Raw genomic sequence first — 23,903 nt, 5'->3', positions numbered from 1 at the left:
CTCCCTCCCTTTCTTTTTCCATTTGTTTCGATCTCCACCCTTGTCCATTCCTGCTTTTGCCGGTTTTTACACCGAAGTCAATCTCTCCACAACCGACGCTGTGATTTGCGCCGCCTGTCTCACTTCTTCTTCGGTATTTTCCCAGCCGAAACTGAAGCGAATGGCCGATTTTGTCACTTCATCCGGCAAATTCATCGCTTTCAAGACATGCGACACTTCCAGCGTTCCGGATGTACATGCCGAACCGCTCGCACACGCAATTCCTTCCAAATCGAAATTCATCAGTAACGTTTCGGAATCCGTACCGGGAAAACTAACATTGACAATGTGGGGAAGGCTCCGGTCGGGATCGCCGTTAATCACGTGACGGGTCCCGCGTTTTTGCAGCTCTTTCAAAAAGAGTTTCCGCAACCCTTCCATTTTTGCCCTGTGCTCCCGGCGTTTTTGGCCGGCGATTTCAGCTGCTTTTCCAAATCCGACGATTCCCAAAACGTTTTCCGTTCCGGCACGGCGCCTTCTTTCCTGGGCACCGCCAAAAAAGCGGGGAATCAGCGGAACCTCCGGTGCGAAATAAAGGGCACCCGCCCCTTTGGGACCGTTGATCTTATGGCTGGAGATGGTAACCAAATCCACGGGTAATGTTTTTACATCGATTTCTTCCACCCCGAATGCCTGCACCGCATCGGTATGAAAAAAAATCCCCCGTTCCCGGGCCCATTCGCCGATTTCCCGGACAGGCTGAAGGGTGCCCACTTCATTGTTTCCATACATGATGGAAACAAGAGCCGTATCCGGCCGGGTCGCCTCTTTCAAAGCTTCCAAATCCACAAGCCCTTTGGAATCCACCGGAAGATAAGTGACTTCAAACCCGTTTCGTTCCAAATAATGGCATGTATCCAAAACCGCATGGTGTTCAATTTGAGATGTGATCAAATGATTTCTGCCTTTTTTGCGTTCTGCCTCCATGACCCCGAACAAGGCCAGGTTATCTGCTTCAGTTCCGCCGCTGGTAAAGACAATCCGGCTGCTGTCGGCATTCAAGCTTTGTGCGATTTGATCACGTGCCCGATCCAGCGCGCTTCTCACTTCCCTGCCGTATTGGTGGATACTGGAGGGGTTCCCAAACGCATGATCCAAAAAAGGCAACATGGCTTCTTTCACTTTTGGATGGATCGGTGTTGTCGCTGCATGGTCTAAATAAATTGGCATTGATTTTCACCTTACCTGCTGAACTCTTTAAAAATCTATAATAAAAAGATACGCCTTTTCGCTTCTTTTTAAAAGTTTCTTCAGATATAAAACATATAACCGTCATGATTTCCGTCATCGGAATCATTGATCAATGAGGCCAGCGTGGTGCTGTCCAATTCTTTGACAATGGCATCCCGGACGCGTTTCCACAAGTTCCGCCTGGCAGGATCATCTTCTTCGGTGTATTCCACCAGGTTAATGGGGCCTTCCAAAACCCGGATGATGTCTCCGGCGGTGATCTCTTCGGGATCTTTTGCCAGTTTATATCCGCCGTAAGCTCCGCGTACACTCCGCACCAGACCGGCATTGCGCAGCGGGGCGATCAGCTGTTCCAAATAATGCTCCGATAACCCGTGGCGTTCAGCCACGCTTTTTAAAGGAACCGGCCCTTGTCCAAACCGTTTGGCCAGATCCATCATAATGGTTAAACCATATCGACCCTTGGTTGAAATTTTCAAGATTGCCACTCCTTTAACTTACTTAATCAAACATTTTATGGTTTTCATATGCCGTTTCCGGCTTCCCGACGTTTTTTCTTTTAACCGGATACAAAAATTTCCGATGCCCGTGTGCCAATCGCAAGAATGGATCGACAGTTCATTGTCAGTGTATCATAGCTTCATTCTCTTTTAGCAATCTTTTTTCCTGTACTTTTTGTTACATTCCGCTTGGAAAACGTTCTGTTTCCCTTTACTTTTCCTGAATTTATCATAAAAATAAAACGTAGATGATTGATCAGGAAAGGCGGAACCATATGGACTTGTTTGAATATGGATACCAACAAACCAAAAAGGAAAGCGAACCACTGGCAGCCCGGATGCGTCCCCGCCACATCGATGAAGTGATCGGACAACAACATATCATCGGACCGGGAAAACTGCTCCGGAGGATGATCGAAGCCGATCGCCTGTCTTCCATTATTCTATACGGACCGCCCGGCACGGGAAAAACGACCCTGGCGCATGTGATCGCCAACCACACGCAAGCTTACTTTGAACAACTGAATGCAGTGACCGCCGGCGTCAAAGATTTACGCCAAGTCATCTCGGAAGCCAAAGAACGGTTAACCATGCACGGCCGGCGTTCCGTCCTCTTCATTGACGAAATCCACCGCTTCAACCGCTCACAGCAGGATGCCCTGCTCCCGCACGTGGAGAACGGAACCATCATCCTGATCGGCGCAACGACCGAAAACCCGTCTTTTGAAGTGAATGCCGCGCTGCTTTCCCGTTCCCGCATGTTTATGTTGGAACCGCTGAAGGATTCCGAAATCCGGCAAATTCTGCTCCAAGCTTTACAGGACCCGGATCGGGGATACGGCAAGGAAAACATCCGCTTGGATGAAGAAGCGCTTCAGCATTTCGTCCGCGTGGCCGGCGGAGACAGCCGCAACGCTTTAAACGCGTTGGAACTCGCTGTCATGACCACTCCCCCTGACCAAGACGGGGTCCGCCACATCACGTTGGACATTGCCGAAGAATCCATTCAGAAAAAAGTGGTGCGTTACGATAAAAGCGGCGACAACCATTATGATACCATTTCCGCCTTTATCAAAAGCATGCGCGGTTCGGATCCGGATGCCGCGCTTTATTACCTGGCGAAAATGTTAAAGGCCGGGGAAGATCCCCGTTTCATCGCCCGCCGGATTTTGATCCATGCGGCCGAAGATGTCGGAATGGCCGATCCGCGCGCACTGTTGATCGCCTCAGCCGCTGCACACTCGGTGGACCTGGTGGGCCTGCCTGAAGCACAAATCCCCATGGCACAAGCGGTGATTTACATCGCCACCGCCCCGAAAAGCAATGCCGTGGTGAGGGGAATTCAAGAAGCCATGCAAGCTGTCGAGAACGAAAAAGACGGATCCGTTCCCCCGCATTTGCGCGATGCGCACTTCCACGGCGCCAAAGAACAAGGCAGAGGAAAAGGATATTTGTATCCGCACGACTATCCCCGCGGTTATGTGCGGCAAGATTATTTACCGGCGGAACATCGCGGGAAAACCTTTTACCATCCGACAACACACGGTTATGAGAAAAAATTGCAACTGTTTATGAACTGGATGAAGGAAACGCCCGGGGAATCCCAAAAATAAAATCAGGTACGGCTCGTACCTGATTCAATCTTTCCCCGTCAGCTTTCTTTCTTTTTAAATATTTTTTCTTCCCGGTCTTTTCGTTTCAGAGCAGCGATCCCGGCCAGTACCAAAGCAAAGGGCACAAAAAAGTTAAATCCCCCGTCATAGGTCAAAATCTCAACCAAAGCATAAATCACCGCGATCACGAGCATCATGATCCCAAAATGTTTGATCTTCATTCCCCGGCTCCTTTTTTTCCAGATATTATCGATTGTTATGTAAAGATTCCAAGTCATCTAATTCATACAAAAAGATTGAATTTCTGTCAAGATGATTTCAAATTCTTACAAAAGTGATCCCTTCATGGAAGGGATATCTACCGTTCCACCTGTTTCCAAGGGTTTTCCTCATCGCCGTTTAACCCGGTCCCCGGTTGAATCCCCTGATTCTCTCTTTCCGCCACATAAACCCTGTCTTCATACCGGACATAATCTCCCGGTTGATAAACCCGGTCGGCTTGCCAAGGTTCAACGGGTCTTTCCTCTTCTTTGGGGTCCGGACTCGTGGTTTCCGGTTCATCTTTGTCGACCGGGTTCACCTTTGGCACCTGAACCGGTTCGGGGGTTTTTTCCACTTCTCTGGTTCTTTCCTCATGAATGTCGGCTTCGAATGTTTGGGTATCGGTGTCTTCTTCCGACGCTTGAGCCGCGGGCTCCGGTGCATGGAACGTCCGGGTGATCTCGGGAATCTCAGGAACATGCCGCACCACGACCCTTTCCGCAGACAACCCGTGGACAGCCTCTCTTTGATCTTCATTATCCATCAAACGTCCGGCACCCAGTCCCACAGCCAGCAAAATCACACACGTCCACACCAGCTTGTTGGGGATGCGTTGTTTCTTTCTGGAGGAAGGAAGCGGCGGCAAGGTCGATCCCGACACCTTCCGTGTAACCACTTTGATTTTCAATGAAAAATCCTCCTTATGTAGAGAATTTAGATCATAAATATGGAATCTTCGACATCGTTTAAATGAACCCTTTACTTTACCAACTATTTACTAAAAAAAACAAGAGTATCATTTATCTATTTGGTCATATTACCTAATGTTGACTCAGAAAGGAGGAAGAAATTATGAATCAATTTCAACATCAACAGGAAAATCAAACCATGAACCCCTCGGTTCCCCCTTCACTGAACCATGGTGCTCATGAAATAATGGATGTGCATGAACTTTTATCTTTTGGCATCAACACATTGAACCAATATACCATGATGGAACAGCAATGCACTTGCCAAGAGCTTCGCGATATCATCCGGCGGCAACATGACTTCATGACACAAGAATATAATACATTGCTTGAATGTTTCTCCACCGGTACCCCGCCTCAACAACCCACCGGAAAGTATGAAATGAAGCAAGGAAACAATGTGATTTACGGCTTGGAAGCCGGTACGCCCAAGAAGCCGATCCAATCCGCCAATGAATGGAACAACGAGAACATTTCCCAACAAATGATGGGGCTGATGAAAACCTCTGCCACCGAGAAAGCAAGAGCTGCCTGCGAAATCACCAATCCCGTGGTACGCCGCGTCGTTCAAGACAGCGTGGCCAACTGCCTGGAAATGGCGTACGAAATCTTCCTGTATCAAAACAAAAAAGGGTACTATCAGGTGCCTCAGCTCCCGGCCAATGTCATGCAACAAATGATCCAATCTTACCAACCGTCCAATGCCACGATGTCCTCTTCCCCCCAGGCACCGGTGCAATAAACGGGAAAACCGCTCCTTTCAAAGGGGCGGTTTGCATTTTTTGCAAAACAAAAGCCGCAAAGCATCGGTGGGGCGCTTTACGGTTCATCAGTGTCCTTTTTTTGTTTGGAACGTTCCATTTCTTCAACCAATGAATACACTTGCCGCCAGTTGGTGATCCGTTTTAAAGGCACCGGAAAGTCGCGATTGTAGACGGCATCGACGATCACCGTGGGCACCTGGCTTTTCACCAGTTTTTCCAAATGATCGGGAGCATCTTCGAAAAACAGCTCCACTCCCAATTCCTTGGCAACTTTTCCTTTATCTTGCGAATTCATGATCAGATTTTTTCCGTTATAGGGAAAGCCATGTTCTTTCAGCCACTTCCTGGTAACGCTTTCAATATTTTTCAAACCGGGTCGTGCGGTGATAAAATAAATCTGGTGTCCTTGGTCAGCCAAATCATTTAATACTTCCACAGCATGATTTAACGGAACACCCAGTTGGTAAATTTCTTCTTCCAGAGAACGCCACAGTTTTTGCCCTTCTTTCGGTGTCAAGCCATACGCTTTATCCAAATAGAAGTCTTGCACATCTTCCACTTTGACTTGTTGATTCAATTTCCGGTTGTAAATTTCCACAGCGGCACGGTGAGTATCTTTGATGGTATTATCGATATCCACACCAATAATCATGTTTTTCGCCTTCCTCTGCCATCCACACATAATAAAAAAGAGTCCCGTTATGCCGTGCTCCGTTTGTTTTGAACCTGCTCTCTCGCAGGTGGGTGTCCTGCATCCATGTTCGAAGGTCCACTCACATTGCGTGGCTTCCCCTAGCATGGATGACGCAGACTCCCTTTTCGTGGGTGTTGGCTCAAAACATCCCGGCGGACACGTACATCGCAGGACTCGTTTGGTTGCTTCTATATTACCAAAAATTTATAGATGCATCAAGCCAGAACGTCTTCTGCCTTCTTCTTTGGTTTGATTTGGATGTGCAGTTCATCCAACTGGCTTTCTTCAACCGGAGATGGCGCTTCGGTCAACAAGCAACTGGCTTGCGCGGTTTTCGGGAAGGCGATGCATTCCCTGAGATTGCTCCGTTTGGCCAGCAACATGACAATCCGGTCAAACCCGAAAGCAATTCCTCCGTGCGGCGGAGCCCCGTACTCGAAAGCTCTCAGCAAAAAGCCGAATTTTTCTTTGCTTTCTTCTTCGGTGATGCCCAACGCTTTAAACATTTTTTCCTGAATTTCACGTTGATAAATCCGTTGGCTTCCCCCGCCGATTTCATAACCGTTTAAAACCATGTCATAGGCTTTGGCCCGCACTTTGCCCGGTTCGGTTTCCAACAGATCGATGTCTTCTTCCACTGGCATCGTAAACGGATGATGCATCGCATAATAGCGTCCGTCTTCTTCCGAATACTCAAGCAGAGGGAAATCGACAATCCAGGCGAACCGGTATACATCCGGGTCGATCAAGCCCAGCTCCTGTCCCAGCAGCAACCGCAATTGCCCCAGCACATGAGCCACCACGGAGGGCCGGTCTGCGACAAAGAACAACAAATCTCCCGTCCCGGCACCGGTGATTTCCTGAATCCGGGCAATCTCTTCCTCCGTTAAAAACTTGACCACCGATCCTTTCACGCCGGACTCTTTAAATGCCAACCATGCCAATCCTTTTGCCCCCAGTTCCTGGGCCTTGGTGCTCCAACCGTCGATTATTTTCCGGCTCCAGCCGGCACACCCTTTGGCACAAATCGCTTTGACTTGCCCGCCGTTTTGGATGGTTTTGGCAAAGACTTGGAAAGAAGTTTTTTTCAAGGCTTCCGACAGATCGTTCAGCTCCATGCCAAAACGCAAATCCGGTTTATCCGATCCGTAGCGTTCCATGGCTTCCAGATAAGTGAGGCGCGGGAAAGGGGTTTCCACCTTGACCCCGATGGTCTCTTGGAACAATTCGGCCATCATTTGCTCCATCATCGACTGCAGTTCTTCGGCCGGCAAGAAGGAAGCTTCAATGTCGATTTGGGTAAATTCCGGTTGCCGGTCTGCACGCAGATCCTCATCCCGGAAACAACGGGCAAATTGGAAATACCGGTCCATGCCCGCCACCATGAACAACTGTTTAAACAATTGAGGCGATTGGGGAAGGGCATAAAATTCCCCTTCGTGCAAACGGCTCGGCACCAAATAATCGCGTGCCCCCTCCGGTGTGCTACGTGTGAGCATCGGGGTCTCCAATTCCATAAAGTGGTGCCGGTCCAAAAAGCGGCGAACCACTTGCATCGCTTTATGGCGAATTTGCATGGTGGTTTGCATGCCCGGGCGGCGGAGATCCAGATAACGGTATTTTAAGCGGATGGATTCATCCACTTCTTCATCATCGGCAATCATGAAAGGCGGGGTTTTGGCAGCATTAAACACGTGCACCTCTTTTGCGAGTACCTCGATTTCACCGGTTTCCATGTTGGGATTGACATTTTCCGGGTCGCGTTTGACCACTTCCCCGCGCACCGCCAAAACATACTCGCTTCGGATTTGGTCGGCAACCGCCGCCGCTTCCGCCGAAATCTCCGGATTAAACACAACCTGCACCAGCCCGGTGCGATCGCGCAAGTCGATAAAAATGAGACCGCCCAAGTCCCGGCGCTTTTGAACCCATCCATTTAACACAATCATTTTTCCGGTCAGTTCTTTGGTGCATTCGGAAACATAATGAGTACGGTAAACCTGTTCCACGCTTATCTCCTCCTGATGTTTGCTTTGATATATGGAATCAATTGTTCAAGCTCAATCGTTTCCTGTTCTCCGGAGTCCAGGTGTTTGACGTTGATTCTGCCTTGCTCCATTTCGTCTTCGCCCAAGATGACGGCAAAGCGGGCATTGCTCCGGTCCGCTGCTTTGAATTGCGCCTTCATTTTCCGGCCCAAATAGTCCTGATCAGCGGCGATTCCGGCTTCCCTCAATGCTTTCAGCCATTTCGCACCGGCTGTTTTTGCTTTTTCCCCAATGGTGATCAAATAACAATCGATGCCGTCTTCGACGGGTATTTCCACCTTTTGCTCCTCCAAAGCAAGAAGCACCCGCTCCAGCCCGATGCCAAAACCAAAACCGGGCATTTCCGGCCCGCCGAATTCTTCAACCAGCCCGTTATACCGGCCGCCTCCGCCGATGGTTCCCGCTTGCGCCCCCGGCACATCCACCATAAACTCAAATGCGGTGTGTGTGTAATAGTCCAGGCCACGCACCAGACGGTCATTGATCACATACGGGATTTTTAAAACATCCAAATACGACTTGACTTGCTCAAAATGCTGCCGGGCCGGCTCACTCAGATCGTCCAAAATCGACGGCGCCTCCATCGCAATCTCTTTGGTTTTCGGATCTTTGCTGTCCAAAATACGCAGAGGGTTTTTATACAAGCGTTCCCTGGCTTCTTTTGATAACGATTCCTTTACCGGCTCAAAATAATCGATCAGGCGCCTCCGGTACCGTTCCCGCGTTTCCTGATCACCCACGCTGTTGATTTCAACCCGGACATCTTTCAGTCCCAACGCTTGATAAAAATGCATCCCGAGCGCAATCACTTCCGCGTCCAACGCCGGATCCGCGCTTCCAAACACTTCCACCCCGAACTGGTGAAACTGGCGTCTCCTTCCGGCCTGGGGATTTTCATACCGGAACATCGGCCCGATATAATACCATTTCGTCGGTTGCGGATCGGCAAACACTTTCTTCTCCACAAAAGACCGGACCACTCCGGCCGTTCCTTCCGGACGAAGCGTTAACGCCCGTTCGCCGCGGTCATAAAAACTGTACATTTCTTTTTCAACGATATCGGTCGCTTCCCCCACCCCGCGTTGATAAATCTCCGTGTGTTCAAACAAAGGAGTGCGGATTTCCCGAAAACCGTAAAGGCGGCAAATCTTGCGCGCCGTTTCTTCCATCCATTGCCATTTCTCCACTTCACCCGGCAGAAGATCGTCCGTTCCGCGCGGAACAAAATATTTCGGCGATGCTTGATATTTCATGAACGCATTCCCTCCTAAACACCCGTTTTCCGTATTTACAAATTAAAAAATCTCCCGCCACTGACTTATTGTCAGGGACGAGAGATTGGTTTAACGATTCCCGTGGTGCCACCCTAGTTGGAAACTTTGAGTTTCCCGCTTTCATACTCGTTATCGCCGAGATACGTCTAAGTCTACTGGCCAACATTGGCGTTCGGTTAGATACTCCGGGTGTCTTTCACTGCCCCGTCACAAAGGGAATCTTCCAGCCTCAGGATTCCCCTCTCTGGTTGCTCGCCAGACAGTTACTTTTCCCATCATCGTGCAAATATCCATTTCAAGTTGATTTATCTTAAGATTTTAATGAGGGAGATTGCATTTGTCAAGAAAAAGATCCATCTTTTTTCTTTTGCACTGTGTGATGAAATCGTGAATCATGGTATGGTAATGATGGACAGGAGGGATCATCATGAAAGTGTTCGTCATCCTGGGAAGCATCAACATGGCTCTTGCGGTGGCCATCGGGGCTTTTGGCGCTCACGGACTGGCTCCAAGGGTAACGGATAAAATGCTTCAAACTTGGGAAACAGGCGCTCATTATCACATCATTCATGCCCTTGCATTGATTGCCGTCGGCCTGTTGATGAGCAAAGCAGGCCAAGCTTCGTCATTAATGAACATCGGCGGCTGGCTCTTGTTTGCCGGCATCGTCATCTTTTCCGGAAGTTTGTATACGCTGGTCTTGACCAATGTAAGCAAATTCGGCATGATTACACCGATTGGCGGTGTCTGTTTCATTGTCGGATGGATCTTGGTTGCCGTTGCCACCGCCAAAATGGCCATCGAATAAGGACACGTTCCAAAAAAATCCCTGCCACTGAGGACAGTGACAGGGATTTTTTGTTCAGCCCCGCAACAGATTTTCCATATGCGAGACCACATTATCCACATGGAAACCATACTCTTTCATCACCCGGGATCCAGGCGCCGATGCACCGAAGCGATCGATGCCGATCACTGCGCCGTTGTCGCCGACATAATGATCCCATCCCATCGGATGAGCGGCTTCCACCGCAAGGCGTGCCTTGATGTTGGAAGGCAACACCGATTCGCGGTAATCCTCGGGCTGTGCGTCAAACAATTCACGGCAAGGCATGCTGACAACACGGACATGGATTCCTTTTTCAGCCAGTTTTTGTTGTGCCTCAACCGCCAGGCTCACTTCAGAACCGGTGGCCAGGATGATGCCTTCCGGTTTCCCGCCTTGGGCTTCGGACAGGACATAAGCCCCTCGTTCAATCACCGTGCGGTCTTTGTCCACTGTTCCTTCCAGAACCGGCAATCCTTGCCGCGTCAAAACAAGCGCAACAGGATGTTCTTTTTGGCTCAATGCATATGCCCAAGCGGCAACCGTTTCATTCGCATCCGCCGGACGGATCACCTTGAGTCCCGGAATCAGACGCAAAGACGGAACATGTTCCACCGGTTCATGTGTCGGTCCGTCTTCCCCGACTGCAATGCTGTCATGCGTAAAGACATAAACAACAGGCAGTTTGGACAAAGCGGCAAGACGGATGGACGGCCGCAAATAATCGGAGAAGACCAGGAAGGTTCCGCCATACGCCCGAACCCCGCCGTGGAGCAGCATTCCGTTTAAAGCCGCACCCATGGCATGTTCGCGCACACCGAACCAAATGTTTCTTCCCGAGTAATCTTCGGCATGGAACACGCCCTCTTCTTTCATCATGGTATTGTTGGACGAAGCCAGATCCGCTGATCCGCCGATCAATTCCGGAACCGCTTTGGCCAGGGCCTGCAACGTTTGACCGGAGGCGGCCCGGGTGGCGAGCGGCTTGTCCTCTGTGGTAAACTTCGGCAATTGTTGTTCCCAATCTGCCGGCAGTTCCCCTCTCATCACCCGGTGGAACTCCCGTGCCAGTTCCGGGTGTTTGGCTTCATACTGTTTCAACAAGTCTTGCCATGCCGCTTCCGATTCACCAAGTTTGGAAGCGAGATCATCAAAGTATTTCCGCACTTCCGCCGGAACCGTAAAAGGTTCTTCATAAGGCCAGCCGTATTCTTTTTTCACCGCCTCCACTTCGTCTTTGCCGAGTGGTTTTCCATGGACTTCGGAAGTGCCGGCCCGGTTGGGGCTTCCATACCCGATGATCGTGCGCACTTCAATCAAAGTCGGGCGGTCGGTCACTTTTTGCGCTTCTTCAATCGCTTTGCCGATGGCATCCAGATCATTTCCGTCTTCCACCAGGAGATAATGCCAGCCGTAAGATTCATAGCGTTTTTTCACACTTTCGGTAAAGGCGTGGGCCAATTCTCCATCCAGGGAAATATCGTTGGAGTCATACAGGGCGATCAATTTGCCCAAACGCAAATGTCCCGCCAGCGATGCAGCTTCCGCCGAAACCCCTTCCATCAGATCGCCGTCGCTGCATAATACATAGGTGTAATGGTCCACGACATTCAAACCGTCACGGTTGAAACGTGCGGCCAAATGCGCTTCCGCCATCGCCATCCCGACCGCCGTGGAAATCCCTTGTCCGAGCGGACCTGTGGTCGCTTCCACCCCGGGGGTGTAATTGGCTTCCGGATGTCCCGGCGTTAAACTTCCCCACTGGCGGAAATTTTTCAGATCATCGATGGAAAGCGGATATCCGAACAAATGCAGGAGACTGTACAGCAAGGCACTGCCATGACCGGCAGACAACACAAACCGGTCGCGGTTGAACCATTTCGGATTTTTCGGATTGTGTTTCATATATTTTGCCCAAAGTTCGTAGGCCATCGGGGCTGCTCCCATCGGCAATCCCGGATGTCCTGAATTTGCTTCTTCAATTTGATCAATCGACAACATACGAATGGTGTTAACAGCTAATTGATCCACGTTGGACACTATGTATCCTCCTTTTTCATCTGACTGATTACTCAGCGGGTATTATAACATATCTGTCTCTTTTAGGATGCTTCTTTGCTCTCCAAAATAAAAGTGACCGGCCCGTCGTTGGTGAAAGAAACTTCCATCATCGCGCCAAAAACGCCGGTTTCGACCGGCACCCCGTAACTTCTCAAAATTTCATTAAAGCGCCGGTACAACGGTTCTGCCACTTCCGGTTTGGCCGAGCGCATGAAATTGGGGCGCCGGCCCTTCCGGCAGTCCCCGTACAATGTAAACTGGGATACCGAAAGGATAGCACCCTTCACATCCAGCAATGAGTGATTCATTTTCCCGCTCTCGTCCTCAAAAATCCGGAGATGGACCGCCTTGTCGGCCAAATAGCGCAAATCCTCTTCCGTATCCCCTTCTTTAAAGCCGACAAGGAGCAGGAGCCCGTGATCAATGGCTCCCGTCACCTCTCCATCCACGGTCACACTGGCATTTTTCACCCGCTGCAAAACCACCTTCATGCCTGACACCGTCCTTTGCTTTCATTGAATAATCCGACGAACGCTGTAAATGTCGCGAACTCCTTTGACCCGTTCCACCACGGATTTCAAGTGATTGATGTTTTGGATTCCCACCCGGATGTGGATGGAAGCGATGCCGCGCCGGTCCCCCTTGGCACTGACGGCCGACAAACTGGTCTGGGTGTCGCTGATGACCTGGAGCACTTCATTCAACAATCCTTGCCGGTCAAATCCGGAGACCTCGATGTCGACCTGATAATGTTGGGAAGTTTGGCTGTCCCATTCCACTTCGATTCTACGCTCTTTCGGGACATTATTCAGGTTGGGGCAATCGGCCCGGTGGACCGTGACCCCGCGCCCTTGTGTCACATATCCGGCAATATCGTCCCCGGGAACGGGATTGCAACATCGGGACAAGCGAATAAGCAGATTGTCGACACCCTTGACCCGGACTCCCTGATCCGCCTTATGGTTTCGGTGACGCATCGTTTTCACGTCCGGCAGAATAACCGGTTGTTCTTCCTCTTTGAGACCGTCTGTTAACCGGTTCACAACCTGTGCGGTGGTGATCCCCCCGTATCCGACGGCCGCAAACAAGTCATCCGGATCCTGAAAATTAAATTTCCGGGTCACTTCTTGAATGCGTTCATTGGTTAATACTTCGCTCACTTTAAAATCATGTTTTTTCAGCAGCGCTTCCACCATCTCGCGGCCTTTGGCAATGCTCTCTTCCCGTCTTTGCTTTTTGAACCAGCTGCGGATTTTATTGCGTGCATTGGAGGATTTGACGATTTTGAGCCAATCCTGGCTGGGGCCGTAACTGTGCTTGGAAGTAAGGATCTCGACAATGTCTCCCGTGTGAAGCTGATAATCCAAGGGGACAATCTTTCCGTTCACCTTTGCCCCGATGCACATATTGCCGATATCCGTATGAATCCGGTAGGCAAAATCGAGCGGAACCGAGCCTTGCGGCAACTCAATCACATCCCCTTTGGGGGTAAACACAAAGACCGAATCCGAAAACCAATCCACCTTCAGGCTTTCCACAAACTCCAGCGCATCTTTCGTTTCTTGCTGAAGCTCCATCATTTCACGGAACCATTTGAGCTTTTCTTCAAACTTGCTGTTCTCAATGGTGCTTCCCTCTTTATAAGCCCAATGGGCCGCAATCCCGTATTCAGCCGTCCGATGCATTTTCATGGTGCGGATTTGCACCTCGATCGGCTCTCCTTTGGGACCAATCACCGTCGTGTGCAACGATTGATACATATTGGCTTTCGGCATGGCAATGTAATCTTTGAAACGGCCGGGCATCGGCTTCCAAATCGTATGAATGATTCCCAACACCGTGTAACAATCCCGAACCGTGTTGACGATGACCCGCACCGCCATCAAATCATATATCTCATTGAATTCTTTGTTTTGCGTCACCATCTTGCGATAAATGCTGTATATATGCTTCGGGCGCCCGGAAATATCCAGCACCGGGACATCCGAACCTTCCAGGCGTTCGGACAACGTCGAAATGATTTCATCCAGATATTGTTCGCGTTCCGCCCTTTTTTTCTTCATCAGATGCACGATCCGGTAATATTGTTGCGGGTTCAAATAACGGAGAGCGGTGTCCTCCAATTCCCATTTGATCTTGGAAATCCCGAGCCGGTGAGCAAGCGGGGCGTAAATTTCCAGCGTTTCCCTGGACTTTTCCCTTTGTTTCTTTTCGGGCATGTATTTTAACGTTCTCATGTTATGGAGACGGTCTGCCAACTTGATCAAAATCACGCGAATGTCTTTGGCCATGGCCACAAACATTTTCCGGTGGTTTTCAGCTTGATGCTCCTGATTCGACTTGAATTTCATGCGTTTGCGCAACTTGGTCAGACCATCCACCAGTTTCCCGACAGCAGGCCCGAATTTTTCTTCCACTTCTTCCAAGGTGACACTGGTGTCTTCCACCACATCATGCAGCAGGGCGGCGATCAGTGTCGTTAAATCCATCTTCAGTTCCGCCAAAATGATGGCCACTTCCACCGGATGATGAATATAAGGCTCTCCGGATTTCCGGGTTTGTCTCTCATGCGCTTTGGCGGCAAATTCATAAGCCGCCTTCAGGCACATCACATCTTCTTTCGATAAATACGATTCTGCAATGTCGACTAATGCATCGATCGGCATTCCTCTCACATCCGTACAAAAAATAAGTTTTCCTTCTATTATCACTCAATGGTCTTTGAAAGTAAAGGGAAATGCAGATATAGGAAATAAACCGATCGGTGATCCCAATCGGTTTATTTATGCCGGCGGATCCGGAACATCCCGGACCGGCCCCATCCTCCGGTCTGGCTGCGGATATATAAACTGATGACGGTCAAAATGACAGCGGCGACCGTAATCATCCCGTACCGCAAATATTCTTCTGTCACATACATCATGATGGGCGCGATGACCACAGTGCCATAGATGGTGCACTCCACGCTCACAATCAGCATACGCAACACTTTATACAGATAATCACGCAGATCCAACCGGGTCGGTGAAAATAACTCACGAAACAACAAAACAACGAGCCCAATCATCCAAATCACTACTGCGATCAACAATATGATCGAAAATCCCGTGATAAATGATGTGAATCCTTCCTGAAATGATTCCACGCGCGTCCTCTCTCCTTAATAAAAAAATTCAAACATAATCTTTTAACAATAATAATGCAATCTCCTGTTTCCTGCAATTCCATCAGTTGAAATCAGGTTCCCGAATAAAATCCGTTGAAAATGACAGGTTAAGATTATCTGTTACCATATGGAGGTGAGCAAATGAAAGAAGAACCAATGAAACAAGACAAAATGAAAAAACCAAAAGCCCGGCGCGATCAGGAACAAACCGAATTTGCATCCGAGTTTTTTGAGGATGAATCCACCCGGAAAGTCATGAGTGCCATCCAGGAAATGTACAGCCAATCCGGACCAGAGGATGTCGAACGCACCAAGTAACCGGGTCCGCTCAGAAAGCCCCATGCATTTTCATGGGGCTTTTTTAGATTTTTATTTTTATTTGCACTCCCATTCAAAATCGAATAAACTTTTCTTATGAAACCAATCGGCAAATATATTCCATTTTTTCCTATATGTATCTTGTTTAATCGCACGGATTGCTTCACTGGAAATATATTCGATGAAATTTTTTGTTAATTTTTACTTTTCTCCCCTACGAACGGAGGATGTTTTATGTTAAGAAGTACCAAAAGCACTCTCTATGAACGCCTGGGCGGAGAACAGGCCATTGCAGCAGTGATTGCGGAATTTTTCAACCGGATGATGCAGGATGACCGGGTCAACCATCATTTTATCGGTGTCAACATCGAACAATTGCGGCAGAAACAAATCACCAACTTCATGAGCTATGCCATAAGCGGGACCCCGCTCTACGACAAAGCAACCCTGAGAGAAGCCCATACCGGTTTGAACATCACCTCGGAAGAATATGAAATCGCCATCAAACATTTAAACAGTTCGCTGAGGAAATACAATGTGGGTCTGGGTGATATCGCCAAAATCGAGGCATTTCTGCGCAGTGTAAAGCCACATATCATTAATAAATAACAGGGAAGCGGCACCGGCCGCTTCCCTGTTATTTATGTTAAGAATCCTCTTATTCAATTTCAATGATTTTAAACTGAATGGTTCCGGACGGAGTGGAAACATTGACGATTTCGCCCACTTTTTTGCCGATCAACTCTTTCCCGATCGGGGATTCATTGGAAATTTTGAAAGAAGCAGGGTCGGATTCGGCGCTTCCCACAATCGTATAGGTCTCGCGATCCCCGTCCGGCTGTTCTTCAATCGTCACTTTGCTTCCCACGTTCACCACGTTTTTATCCTGATTGGCCGCATCAATGATTTTTGCGTTGCGGATCATGTTTTCAAGCGTAATGATACGGGACTCCACAAAAGCTTGTTCTTCTTTGGCTGCGTCATATTCGGAGTTTTCGCTCAGGTCCCCTTGGGCAATGGCTTCTTTTAACCGTTGGGCGACTTGTTGGCGCTTTTCCGTTCTTAAATATTCCAGCTCTTCTTTTACCTTTTCGAGCCCTTCTTCTGTCAAATAAACTTCTTTATTTTGCGACATGCTAACTCATCCTCCTTTAATACAACACAAGCTCTTCTCATCGCTTGTGTTCCCCGGCGATCCACCGCCAGTCTTCTGATCCCATTCTCTTATTCACAAGCATTTTATGAAGTTTCAATCCCGTCAAACGGTGGTTGTAAGCGATTTCACCTTGCGATTCAACGCTGAACTTGATTGGCCGAAGCCAAGAATCAAACCACGAAATTAAACTGAGGAATATATTAACACATTTTATTTCTTCCTCCAAGTAAAGAACCAAACTTTTTTCTTTTAGCCACCACCTTGTCAAAATTACCCGTAAAGCTCTTCCCAGACCCGGGTGTTGACAACATGCGGCGGACGCTTCCCTTTAAAGAAGCAGATCAAGTTTTCCACGGCCAAGCGGGCCATCGCTTCTCTCGTTTCGACGGTGGCACTTCCCATATGGGGAGCCAGCACAACGTTTTCCATTTCTTTGAGCTCTGCCGGAACTTCCGGTTCCCTTTCGTAAACATCCAGCGCCGCTCCGGCAATTTCTTGATTCCGCAACGCTTCGGCCAATGCCCGTTCATCCACCAGAGAACCTCGTGCGGTATTAATGAGATACGCACTTTTTTTCATTTTTTTCAGCGCCTGTCGCCCGATCAAGCGGTGCGTCTCCGGAGTGTAAGGGGCGTGCAGCGAAACGAAATCGGCTTCTTCCAGCAGATCAAAAAATGAACTCCACCGGACCCCCAGCTTCTGCTCTTCTTCAGAAGACAAGCGTGTGCGCGAGTGATAGATCACATTCATATGAAAAGCCCGCGCCCGATATGCCACGGCTTGGCCGATTCGCCCCATACCGATGATTCCCAGGGTTTTTCCGGTCACCTCCGTCCCCAGCAAAAACCCGGGTTCCCATCCCTTCCATTCCCCGAACCGGACCAACCGGTCTCCTTCCGACACACGGCGGGCCACATCAAGCAACAGTGCCCACGTCAAATCCGCGGTTGCATCGGTCAACACACCCGGCGTGTTCGTCACGATGACCCCGGACGATGTCGCAGCTTCCAAATCAATATTGTTGTATCCAACCCCATAGTTGCTGATGATTTTTAACCGGGGGCAAGCATCCATCACCTCTGAATTAATTTCATCGGACACCGTACATAAAAGGGCATCTTTATCCTTGGCGAATTGCATGATTTCCGACTGTGTCAATTGCCGGTTCATCGGATTCAGTTCCACTTCCATATGCTCTTTTAATTTGGATAAATAATGTTGGTTGATCAAACTTGTAACAAAAACACGGTGACCCAATGATCTTCCTCCTGTTCATCATGCAAAGGTACCATAACTGCATTTTCAATCTCTATAATATTCGACCAATAAACCTTTTTTCCCTGCTAATCTTTCCAAGAATCCCCGAAATATTTTCCGTTTTCTTCCATGCGCCCACACCCTCCCTGTGAGCAACAATGATATAATAATAACAGAATACTCTGACTCCATACAGGGGGAATTCAATGAAAGAAATCCTGAACATGGATGCAACGATCTTGTCCAGGGAATTAAAAAAGGGAACCTGGGATGTGGAAGAGGTTTTGCGAACTTATTATCACCACATTCAAAAAATCAATCCGCATTTGAATGCCGTTGTTGAAACCCGGTGGGATGACGCGTTGAAAGAAGCCCGGGAAATCAAGAGTCAAGGTTTGAAAGGGCGGTTGGCCGGTGTCCCGGTCAGCATGAAAGAATCTTTTTTCGTCAAAGGAACGGTCACCTCAGGAGGCCTTCCCCACCATGCTTCCGCTCCCCGGCCGTGCGATGCCGAAGTTGTCCGGCGTTTGAAAAAAGAGGGAGCCATTATCCTTACCAAAACCAACACACCTTCACTCTGCTTCTGCCAAGAAACCGATAATCTTCTTTATGGCCGCACCAATAACCCGTGGAATTTGTCCAGGTCATGCGGGGGATCCAGCGGAGGGGAAGGTGCACTGATTGCCGCGGGCGGAGCTGCGGTCGGCATCGGAGCCGACATCGGGGGATCCATCCGGTTTCCGGCCCATTTCAATGGAGTGATCGGTTTCAAGTCCGGTATGAATCAAGTGCCGGATGAAGGATTGTTTCCAAAGCTGGCTCATCCCTTGCAGCAAAATATGCTGGGAATCGGCGCCCTTTCCAAATCCGTCGCCGATGCCCAATTGATCCATGAAATTATCGCCGGAAAACCGTCTCCAAGCCAAAATCTCTCCGAGTACACCCTGTCGGTGCCTGATCTTTGTTTTTTCACTCCTGTCAACACTACAACCAGGCAACTGTATGACCAAATCCATTCCTTTTTAAAACAAGATTTCCCCATCGACCGGACCCTCCCGCCTCACTTTTCGGACTCGACACAAACGTGGTTTTGGATCATGACTTTTGACGGCGCCCGATCCTTTCTCCAGCAGACCGAGTTTGACCATATCGGACAAGTGTTTTGGGATTGGCTCAAATCCAAAACCGGCCTCAAGCCCCGTTATCACCACTATTTGACCTGGGCTCTTTTGGCCGCTGAATTTCTCAAACCCTCCCCCCGGGAATGGAAAGACTTGCTCATCCGGTGGAAAAAAACGAAAATGGAAGTGTATGATTTTCTAAAACAACGCATCTTGGTTTTGCCTGTTTATCACAGCCCGGCCCTGAAGCATGGTGAACTTTACCGCGAACTCTTTTCCATCCGGAAAACGATTTTTAAATACCTGCAGTTTATCACGTATGCCAACACATACGGACTGTGTTCCCTCACCATTCCCATCGGGGAAAGTGAAGAACACCTGCCAGTTGCTTATCAGCTGGTGACCATCCCTGGACAGGAAGATGCTTTGTTCCGGCTGGGTACGGAGCTGGAAACCCGTTTTCGAGGCTATCGTCGGGCCACACACTATGATTCTTAAGCAGCAAAGGAAGTGTTTTCATATGAAACCCATTCAGACGGGACTGATCGGCTTTGGTTTTTCCGGGTCCACTTTTCATGCGCCGGTCATTCAGGCCGTACCGGCCCTGAAATTGACCAAAGTCCTTTCTTCCAAACCCGAAGTGGTCAAACAATCGCTCCCGGAAGCAGAAATTACCGGAACATTGGAGGAGATGCTCAACGATCCCGAATTGGAACTGGTCATCATCACATCCCCCAATGAAACCCATTATCCCTATGCCAAAGAAGCGCTGGCGGCCGGCAAACATGTGGTGGTGGAAAAACCTTTTGTCATTCGCACCGAAGAAGCCGATGAACTGATTCAACTCGCCCGAAAGCAAAACCGCATCTTAAGCGTCTACCAAAACCGTCGTTTTGACAGCGATTTTTTGACCGTCCAAAAATGCCTGAGTCAAGAATTGATCGGAACGGTTCACACTTATCATGCCCATTTTCACCGGTTCCGCCCGCAAGTCAAAGACCGGTGGCGCGAATGGGATCTTCCCGGCTCCGGATTGCTCTATGACTTGGGTTCCCATTTGGTCGATCAGGCATTGGTCTTATTCGGGTTGCCTCAATTCGTGTCCGCGGAGTTGTTCAAACAACGCCCGCAGGCGCAAACCACGGACGCCTTTCACCTGGTTCTCGGCTATGAATCCGGTTTGAGGGTCCGGCTGGAAGCCGGCTGTCTGGTGAAATCGCCGGGTCCCCGTTACGAAATACACGGAAGGCAGGGAACTTTGATTAAATACGGGATGGATCCGCAAGAAGAGCAATTGAAAAACGGCCTGACCCCCCATGCCCCCGAATGGGGCAAAGAACGTCCGGAACACTATTTAAAAGCGGTTTACGAAAAGGACGGATTGGAAATTTCGGCGACCATTCCTTCTCTTGCCGGCTGCTATGAAATGTATTATCAAAAGCTGGCCGAAGCCATCCGCACCGGCTCCCGGCCGCCCGTGACCGCCGAAGAAGCCCGTGAAACCATCCGCATCATTGAAGCCGTCATCCAAAGCCACCGGGAAGGCCGGCGGATTGATTTGTAAACGTAGGCGACCGACAAAAAAACCGCAGAAGCAGGGAACCCTCTTCCCCGCTCCGCGGTTTTTATCTTGTCAATCTCCGGATCCATTTCAAACCGCTTCTCACATAAGGATAACGCAAAGCCATATCAAACCGCGTGGTTTGTTTTATCATTCCCTTCTGGTGGGAGAAACAATCAAAACTGTATTTACCGTGATACCTTCCGATCCCGCTGGGGCCCACTCCCCCGAAGGGCAGATGCGGGGTTCCGACATGCATCAGCGTGTCATTGACGCATCCCCCGCCGAAAGGCAAGGAAGCAATCACTTTTTCCTGCACGTTTTTGTTTTCTGCAAACACATAGAGTGCAAGCGGTTTCGGTTTCTGCCGGATGGTTTGGATCACTTCATCCAGCTTGCAATAGGTCAACACCGGCAAGACCGGGCCGAAAATTTCTTCCTGCATGACGGGATCTTCCCAAGAAACGGGATCCAGGATGGTCGGTTCAATCTTAAGCGACTTTGGATCGCTTTTGCCGCCAACGACAATACGGTCCGGTGCCAGAAAGGACTGCAACCGATGGAAATGCTTTTCGGACACAATCCGTGTATAATCCGGATTTTCCAGCGGATTCTCCCCGTAAAAACGCTTGATCTCCTCTTTCATCCGATTCAAAAGGGCCTCTTTGATCTCTTCCGGAACATACACATAGTCCGGCGCCACACAAGTTTGCCCGGCATTGGTAAACTTGCCCCAGACAATCCGGCGGGCAGTCAACTCCAGATTACAGTCTGGACTGACAATCACCGGGCTTTTGCCGCCCAGCTCCAAGGTCACCGGGGTCAATGATTTGGCTGCACTCTCCATGACAGATCGGCCGACGGCCACACTCCCCGTGAAGAAAATATGGTCAAAAGGCTCCCGGATCAATGCTTGGGCTGTTTCCGCCTCCCCTTCGACCACAGCCACATATTCCGGATCAAATATTCCTTCAATCATTTGCTTTAATACTTTGGAGGTATGCGGGGTATATTCCGACGGTTTGATCACGGCACAATTCCCGGCCGCAACGGCACCCGTCAACGGGCACAAAATCAATTGAACCGGATAATTCCACGGACCAATAATCAAATTGACGCCATAAGGTTCCGGATAAACATAACTCCGGGCGCCGAATAAAACCAGCGGAGTTTTGACCCTGCGCCGCTTTGCCCACTTGCGCAAATTCTTTTTCATCCATTTGATTTCTTCTTTGATCACCATAATTTCCATCACATAGGCTTCATACTCCGACTTGTTTAAATCTCTTTTCAATGCCGTCAGGATATCCGGCTCATACCTTTTCACCGCATCCAGCAGTTTTTGCAAGTTGTTCAACCGAAACGAAAGCTCCCTGGTTTTCCCACTGTAAAAAAAAGCTTTTTGCCTCCGGACCAATCCGGACAAATCCATCCGTTTCCCCTCCCTTTTTTCCGGTTACACGAAAATGCCAAACCGTTCCTTGCATGCCTTTCGCAATTGCTCCTGATATTCCCGACTCAACCTTCCGGCTCCCCGCATGATTTCTTTCAAGTATGACGGATGCGGGCAAACCTCTTTGCTTTCTTTCTTCACCACCGTGTAAGTCATCGCCATCTTCTTTTTCCCCTGATGGCAGACATTCACTTGGATCCGCTTGTATCGCCCGCGGCTCACCCCTTCCCGTTCATCCAGATCCGGCAGTGCCTTCGGGTTCAACTGATACAGGATCCCTTCCACTGTTTCACCCGGAGACCAAAGAATATCCGCAACCCCTCCTTTCCGGTTCGGGCTGTACAAGGTAAAAGCCAACCGAAAATCCGGCAAAACGGCTCTGCCCATGAGTTTATACCCGTTTTCGCCCACTGTCCGCTTAAAACTCAATTCATCCATGCACGAACCGTAAGCAAAGTAAAGGATCAATCCGGCCCCCCCTCCCTTGCTTTCTTTTATTGTATCAAATCAAAAATAATTGATATATTCAGAAATGTTAAATCCATTGAGGATGTCCTGTCTTTCACATCCTCCGGGCGTGGTTTTCCACGCGCTTTGGTACCGGAATCTTTCGCATCGCCCACCATGCAAAAATCGGGACAAAGCTGATGGCCAAAACAAACCACCGGATCGACGAAAGGGACGTCGAATATTGAACCCATCCCACAAACAACAAAACACCGGCCATGCGTCCCAAATTTAATGCCATTTCCCTGGAAACCACATATTCCACCCGGTACTTGGCGGTTTCCCTGGATTGACCGATCACATCAAAGACAACGGAAGTCATCGGGGACAGGTATAAAGGATAAAACAGGGAAACGATCACCCCCAGGATCCAGATCGTCCATTCATTGGTTTGAAAAACAAACGGCACCGCAGCCAATCCCATCATCCAGGCGCCGACCAGCATGTAACGGTTTCGCAAATCCGGCCTCAGATAGCGACTGACAATAAAGAAGGAAAGACAGGACATCGCGGAGGAAACCGTGTAGAAACTTCCCAGCGCCAATTCACTCTTCACAATGACAAAAAAGAGCAAACCAAGCAAAAAAGCAAAAACCCCTTCGCGAAACCCCTGGCCGATCATGGCCAAATTCACCCAAAACCAATCCGTATCCCGATCCCGTGCCAAAGCTAAAACCGAGTGCAATTGATAGTTTCCCCGGGCTTTTCGGGAACGGAAAAAAAAGCTGGCCAAAACGGCGCATAAAAAGATGATCAACGAAATGCCAAAAATCAGCCGGTATCCCTTCAGCTCCCCCATCTGACTGATCAGGAACCCGGATACAAAAGGGGCCACGATTCCTCCCACGGATGTGCAGAAACCGTGAAGGCCGTTAAAAATATCCCGGTTCTCCTTTTCCGTGATCTCGAAATACATTACATGGAAAGCCAGCCAATAAAAACCGGAACCCATCCCCAAGATGACACCGAGCGCGGCGAACCAGTCAACCGACCGGGCGCCCAACCACCATACACTGAGATAAAAAAAGGACAGAACCGCAACCCCCAACCGGATCGCCATCACCCGGTCCCGTTTTTTGATCAGCCAGCCTCCCAGCGCAAAAGTGACCGCAGTCGTCAAGTACTGGATGAGATTAAACATGCTGATGAAAACCCAATCTTCTTCCATTTTAAAGAGGTATACATTCACAAAAGTGCTGGACAGAGAAGTGGCCATAAAAAAAAGGGTGCTGGTCAACAAAAGAAGCCATGCTTCCCGGTCCATCCGGTCCATGTTTAAGATTTGCATCACCCATCACCGGTATTAGCTTATCCAAGCCCGGATTTTTTACCACAAAACAAAAA

General features: G+C 49.3%; 23 protein-coding genes, 1 other RNA gene and 1 other annotated feature. Of the genes, 7 read left to right on the top strand and 17 right to left on the bottom strand.

The window, feature by feature from the left end:
• Window positions 1-66: 66 nt before the first annotated feature.
• The gene (locus ATH33_RS05210; RefSeq protein WP_037993267.1) at window positions 67-1,209 is read right to left on the bottom strand and encodes a cysteine desulfurase family protein; all 1,143 of its coding nucleotides are present in this window, start codon (window positions 1,207-1,209) and stop codon (window positions 67-69) included.
• An 80-nt stretch (window positions 1,210-1,289) separates the two neighbouring features.
• Window positions 1,290-1,709: a cysteine metabolism transcriptional regulator CymR gene (cymR, locus tag ATH33_RS05205; protein WP_037993270.1), complete on the bottom strand. Its 420-nt coding sequence runs from the start codon at window positions 1,707-1,709 to the stop codon at window positions 1,290-1,292.
• A gap of 296 nt (window positions 1,710-2,005) precedes the next feature.
• Between cymR and ATH33_RS05200 the strand changes: the two genes are divergently transcribed.
• A complete protein-coding gene (locus tag ATH33_RS05200) occupies window positions 2,006-3,343 on the top strand; it encodes an AAA family ATPase (RefSeq protein WP_037993272.1) in 1,338 nt (445 codons plus the stop codon).
• Between the two features lie 38 nt (window positions 3,344-3,381).
• Here ATH33_RS05200 and ATH33_RS05195 read toward each other — a convergent pair whose 3' ends face one another.
• A complete protein-coding gene (locus ATH33_RS05195; protein ID WP_049720416.1) occupies window positions 3,382-3,564 on the bottom strand; it encodes a hypothetical protein in 183 nt (60 codons plus the stop codon).
• 137 nt (window positions 3,565-3,701) lie between these two features.
• Window positions 3,702-4,292, bottom strand: a complete 591-nt coding sequence (locus ATH33_RS05190) for a hypothetical protein (protein WP_121874180.1) — start codon at window positions 4,290-4,292, stop codon at window positions 3,702-3,704.
• Window positions 4,293-4,456: 164 nt separating this feature from the next.
• Here ATH33_RS05190 and ATH33_RS05185 point away from each other — a divergent pair, with 164 nt between their 5' ends.
• On the top strand, window positions 4,457-5,095 hold the full coding sequence (locus tag ATH33_RS05185; protein ID WP_037993279.1) for a spore coat protein: 639 nt from the start codon (window positions 4,457-4,459) through the stop codon (window positions 5,093-5,095).
• Window positions 5,096-5,172: 77 nt separating this feature from the next.
• Here ATH33_RS05185 and ATH33_RS05180 read toward each other — a convergent pair whose 3' ends face one another.
• From ATH33_RS05180 to hisS, 4 genes are all read right to left on the bottom strand, one after another.
• Window positions 5,173-5,769: a 5' nucleotidase, NT5C type gene (locus tag ATH33_RS05180; protein ID WP_037993280.1), complete on the bottom strand. Its 597-nt coding sequence runs from the start codon at window positions 5,767-5,769 to the stop codon at window positions 5,173-5,175.
• 37 nt (window positions 5,770-5,806) lie between these two features.
• Window positions 5,807-5,988: non-coding RNA, 6S RNA (ssrS, locus tag ATH33_RS05175), on the bottom strand.
• A gap of 38 nt (window positions 5,989-6,026) precedes the next feature.
• A complete protein-coding gene (aspS, locus tag ATH33_RS05170; protein WP_121874179.1) occupies window positions 6,027-7,820 on the bottom strand; it encodes an aspartate--tRNA ligase in 1,794 nt (597 codons plus the stop codon).
• Window positions 7,821-7,822: 2 nt separating this feature from the next.
• Window positions 7,823-9,112 (bottom strand): histidine--tRNA ligase, encoded by a 1,290-nt coding sequence (hisS, locus tag ATH33_RS05165; RefSeq protein WP_037996757.1) that lies wholly within the window; start codon window positions 9,110-9,112, stop codon window positions 7,823-7,825.
• Between the two features lie 70 nt (window positions 9,113-9,182).
• Window positions 9,183-9,421: a binding site (T-box leader), on the bottom strand.
• 139 nt (window positions 9,422-9,560) lie between these two features.
• Here hisS and ATH33_RS05160 point away from each other — a divergent pair.
• On the top strand, window positions 9,561-9,941 hold the full coding sequence (locus ATH33_RS05160; RefSeq protein WP_037996759.1) for a DUF423 domain-containing protein: 381 nt from the start codon (window positions 9,561-9,563) through the stop codon (window positions 9,939-9,941).
• Between the two features lie 54 nt (window positions 9,942-9,995).
• Here ATH33_RS05160 and tkt read toward each other — a convergent pair whose 3' ends face one another.
• From tkt to ATH33_RS05140, 4 genes are all read right to left on the bottom strand, one after another.
• Window positions 9,996-12,002, bottom strand: coding sequence for a transketolase (gene tkt / locus ATH33_RS05155; protein WP_121874178.1), 2,007 nt, complete (start codon window positions 12,000-12,002; stop codon window positions 9,996-9,998).
• A gap of 59 nt (window positions 12,003-12,061) precedes the next feature.
• On the bottom strand, window positions 12,062-12,511 hold the full coding sequence (gene dtd, locus ATH33_RS05150) for a D-aminoacyl-tRNA deacylase (protein WP_037996763.1): 450 nt from the start codon (window positions 12,509-12,511) through the stop codon (window positions 12,062-12,064).
• 21 nt (window positions 12,512-12,532) lie between these two features.
• The gene (locus ATH33_RS05145; RefSeq protein ID WP_121874177.1) at window positions 12,533-14,686 is read right to left on the bottom strand and encodes a RelA/SpoT family protein; all 2,154 of its coding nucleotides are present in this window, start codon (window positions 14,684-14,686) and stop codon (window positions 12,533-12,535) included.
• 113 nt (window positions 14,687-14,799) lie between these two features.
• A complete protein-coding gene (locus ATH33_RS05140) occupies window positions 14,800-15,165 on the bottom strand; it encodes a hypothetical protein (RefSeq protein ID WP_037996769.1) in 366 nt (121 codons plus the stop codon).
• Between the two features lie 162 nt (window positions 15,166-15,327).
• Between ATH33_RS05140 and ATH33_RS13570 the strand changes: the two genes are divergently transcribed.
• Both ATH33_RS13570 and ATH33_RS05135 read left to right on the top strand, forming a co-directional pair.
• On the top strand, window positions 15,328-15,504 hold the full coding sequence (locus ATH33_RS13570) for a hypothetical protein (protein ID WP_156097751.1): 177 nt from the start codon (window positions 15,328-15,330) through the stop codon (window positions 15,502-15,504).
• Window positions 15,505-15,738: 234 nt separating this feature from the next.
• Window positions 15,739-16,113 carry a group I truncated hemoglobin gene (locus ATH33_RS05135; RefSeq protein ID WP_037996772.1) on the top strand — a complete coding sequence of 125 codons (375 nt, stop codon included), beginning with the start codon at window positions 15,739-15,741 and terminating at the stop codon, window positions 16,111-16,113.
• A gap of 49 nt (window positions 16,114-16,162) precedes the next feature.
• Here ATH33_RS05135 and greA read toward each other — a convergent pair whose 3' ends face one another.
• Window positions 16,163-16,639 carry a transcription elongation factor GreA gene (greA, locus tag ATH33_RS05130; protein ID WP_037996774.1) on the bottom strand — a complete coding sequence of 159 codons (477 nt, stop codon included), beginning with the start codon at window positions 16,637-16,639 and terminating at the stop codon, window positions 16,163-16,165.
• Between the two features lie 291 nt (window positions 16,640-16,930).
• Complete coding sequence (locus tag ATH33_RS05120; protein WP_049720418.1) at window positions 16,931-17,917, bottom strand: 2-hydroxyacid dehydrogenase; 987 nt, start codon at window positions 17,915-17,917, stop codon at window positions 16,931-16,933.
• A gap of 206 nt (window positions 17,918-18,123) precedes the next feature.
• Between ATH33_RS05120 and ATH33_RS05115 the strand changes: the two genes are divergently transcribed.
• Together ATH33_RS05115 and ATH33_RS05110 are read left to right on the top strand one after the other, a co-directional pair.
• Entirely contained in the window at window positions 18,124-19,536 is a 1,413-nt protein-coding gene (locus ATH33_RS05115; RefSeq protein ID WP_121874176.1) for an amidase, read from the top strand.
• A 22-nt stretch (window positions 19,537-19,558) separates the two neighbouring features.
• Entirely contained in the window at window positions 19,559-20,602 is a 1,044-nt protein-coding gene (locus ATH33_RS05110) for an oxidoreductase (RefSeq protein ID WP_037996786.1), read from the top strand.
• Between the two features lie 61 nt (window positions 20,603-20,663).
• Here the strand turns inward: ATH33_RS05110 and ATH33_RS05105 are convergent, their stop codons facing one another.
• From ATH33_RS05105 to ATH33_RS05095, 3 genes are all read right to left on the bottom strand, one after another.
• Window positions 20,664-22,031, bottom strand: coding sequence for an aldehyde dehydrogenase (locus ATH33_RS05105; protein WP_037996789.1), 1,368 nt, complete (start codon window positions 22,029-22,031; stop codon window positions 20,664-20,666).
• A gap of 24 nt (window positions 22,032-22,055) precedes the next feature.
• On the bottom strand, window positions 22,056-22,520 hold the full coding sequence (locus tag ATH33_RS05100) for a gamma-glutamylcyclotransferase family protein (RefSeq protein ID WP_049720420.1): 465 nt from the start codon (window positions 22,518-22,520) through the stop codon (window positions 22,056-22,058).
• A 94-nt stretch (window positions 22,521-22,614) separates the two neighbouring features.
• On the bottom strand, window positions 22,615-23,847 hold the full coding sequence (locus tag ATH33_RS05095) for an MFS transporter (protein WP_121874175.1): 1,233 nt from the start codon (window positions 23,845-23,847) through the stop codon (window positions 22,615-22,617).
• Window positions 23,848-23,903: the final 56 nt, after the last annotated feature.

Origin of the sequence: Thermoactinomyces vulgaris (genome assembly GCF_003688725.1) — a bacterium.
GTDB lineage: Bacteria > Bacillota > Bacilli > Thermoactinomycetales > Thermoactinomycetaceae > Thermoactinomyces > Thermoactinomyces vulgaris.
Note: the sequence above shows the minus strand (reverse complement) of the source record. Positions and strands in the feature narration are given on the sequence as shown.

Coding starts and splice junctions, on each gene's coding strand:
- ATH33_RS05210 (WP_037993267.1), bottom strand. CDS start 1,209: ATGCCAATTTATTTAGACCATGCAGCGACAACACCGATCCATCCAAAA.
- ATH33_RS05200 (WP_037993272.1), top strand. CDS start 2,006: ATGGACTTGTTTGAATATGGATACCAACAAACCAAAAAGGAAAGCGAA.
- ATH33_RS05195 (WP_049720416.1), bottom strand. CDS start 3,564: ATGAAGATCAAACATTTTGGGATCATGATGCTCGTGATCGCGGTGATT.
- ATH33_RS05185 (WP_037993279.1), top strand. CDS start 4,457: ATGAATCAATTTCAACATCAACAGGAAAATCAAACCATGAACCCCTCG.
- ATH33_RS05180 (WP_037993280.1), bottom strand. CDS start 5,769: ATGATTATTGGTGTGGATATCGATAATACCATCAAAGATACTCACCGT.
- hisS (WP_037996757.1), bottom strand. CDS start 9,112: ATGAAATATCAAGCATCGCCGAAATATTTTGTTCCGCGCGGAACGGAC.
- ATH33_RS05160 (WP_037996759.1), top strand. CDS start 9,561: ATGAAAGTGTTCGTCATCCTGGGAAGCATCAACATGGCTCTTGCGGTG.
- dtd (WP_037996763.1), bottom strand. CDS start 12,511: ATGAAGGTGGTTTTGCAGCGGGTGAAAAATGCCAGTGTGACCGTGGAT.
- ATH33_RS05145 (WP_121874177.1), bottom strand. CDS start 14,686: ATGCCGATCGATGCATTAGTCGACATTGCAGAATCGTATTTATCGAAA.
- ATH33_RS13570 (WP_156097751.1), top strand. CDS start 15,328: ATGAAAGAAGAACCAATGAAACAAGACAAAATGAAAAAACCAAAAGCC.
- ATH33_RS05135 (WP_037996772.1), top strand. CDS start 15,739: ATGTTAAGAAGTACCAAAAGCACTCTCTATGAACGCCTGGGCGGAGAA.
- greA (WP_037996774.1), bottom strand. CDS start 16,639: ATGTCGCAAAATAAAGAAGTTTATTTGACAGAAGAAGGGCTCGAAAAG.
- ATH33_RS05115 (WP_121874176.1), top strand. CDS start 18,124: ATGAAAGAAATCCTGAACATGGATGCAACGATCTTGTCCAGGGAATTA.
- ATH33_RS05110 (WP_037996786.1), top strand. CDS start 19,559: ATGAAACCCATTCAGACGGGACTGATCGGCTTTGGTTTTTCCGGGTCC.
- ATH33_RS05105 (WP_037996789.1), bottom strand. CDS start 22,031: ATGGATTTGTCCGGATTGGTCCGGAGGCAAAAAGCTTTTTTTTACAGT.
- ATH33_RS05095 (WP_121874175.1), bottom strand. CDS start 23,847: ATGCAAATCTTAAACATGGACCGGATGGACCGGGAAGCATGGCTTCTT.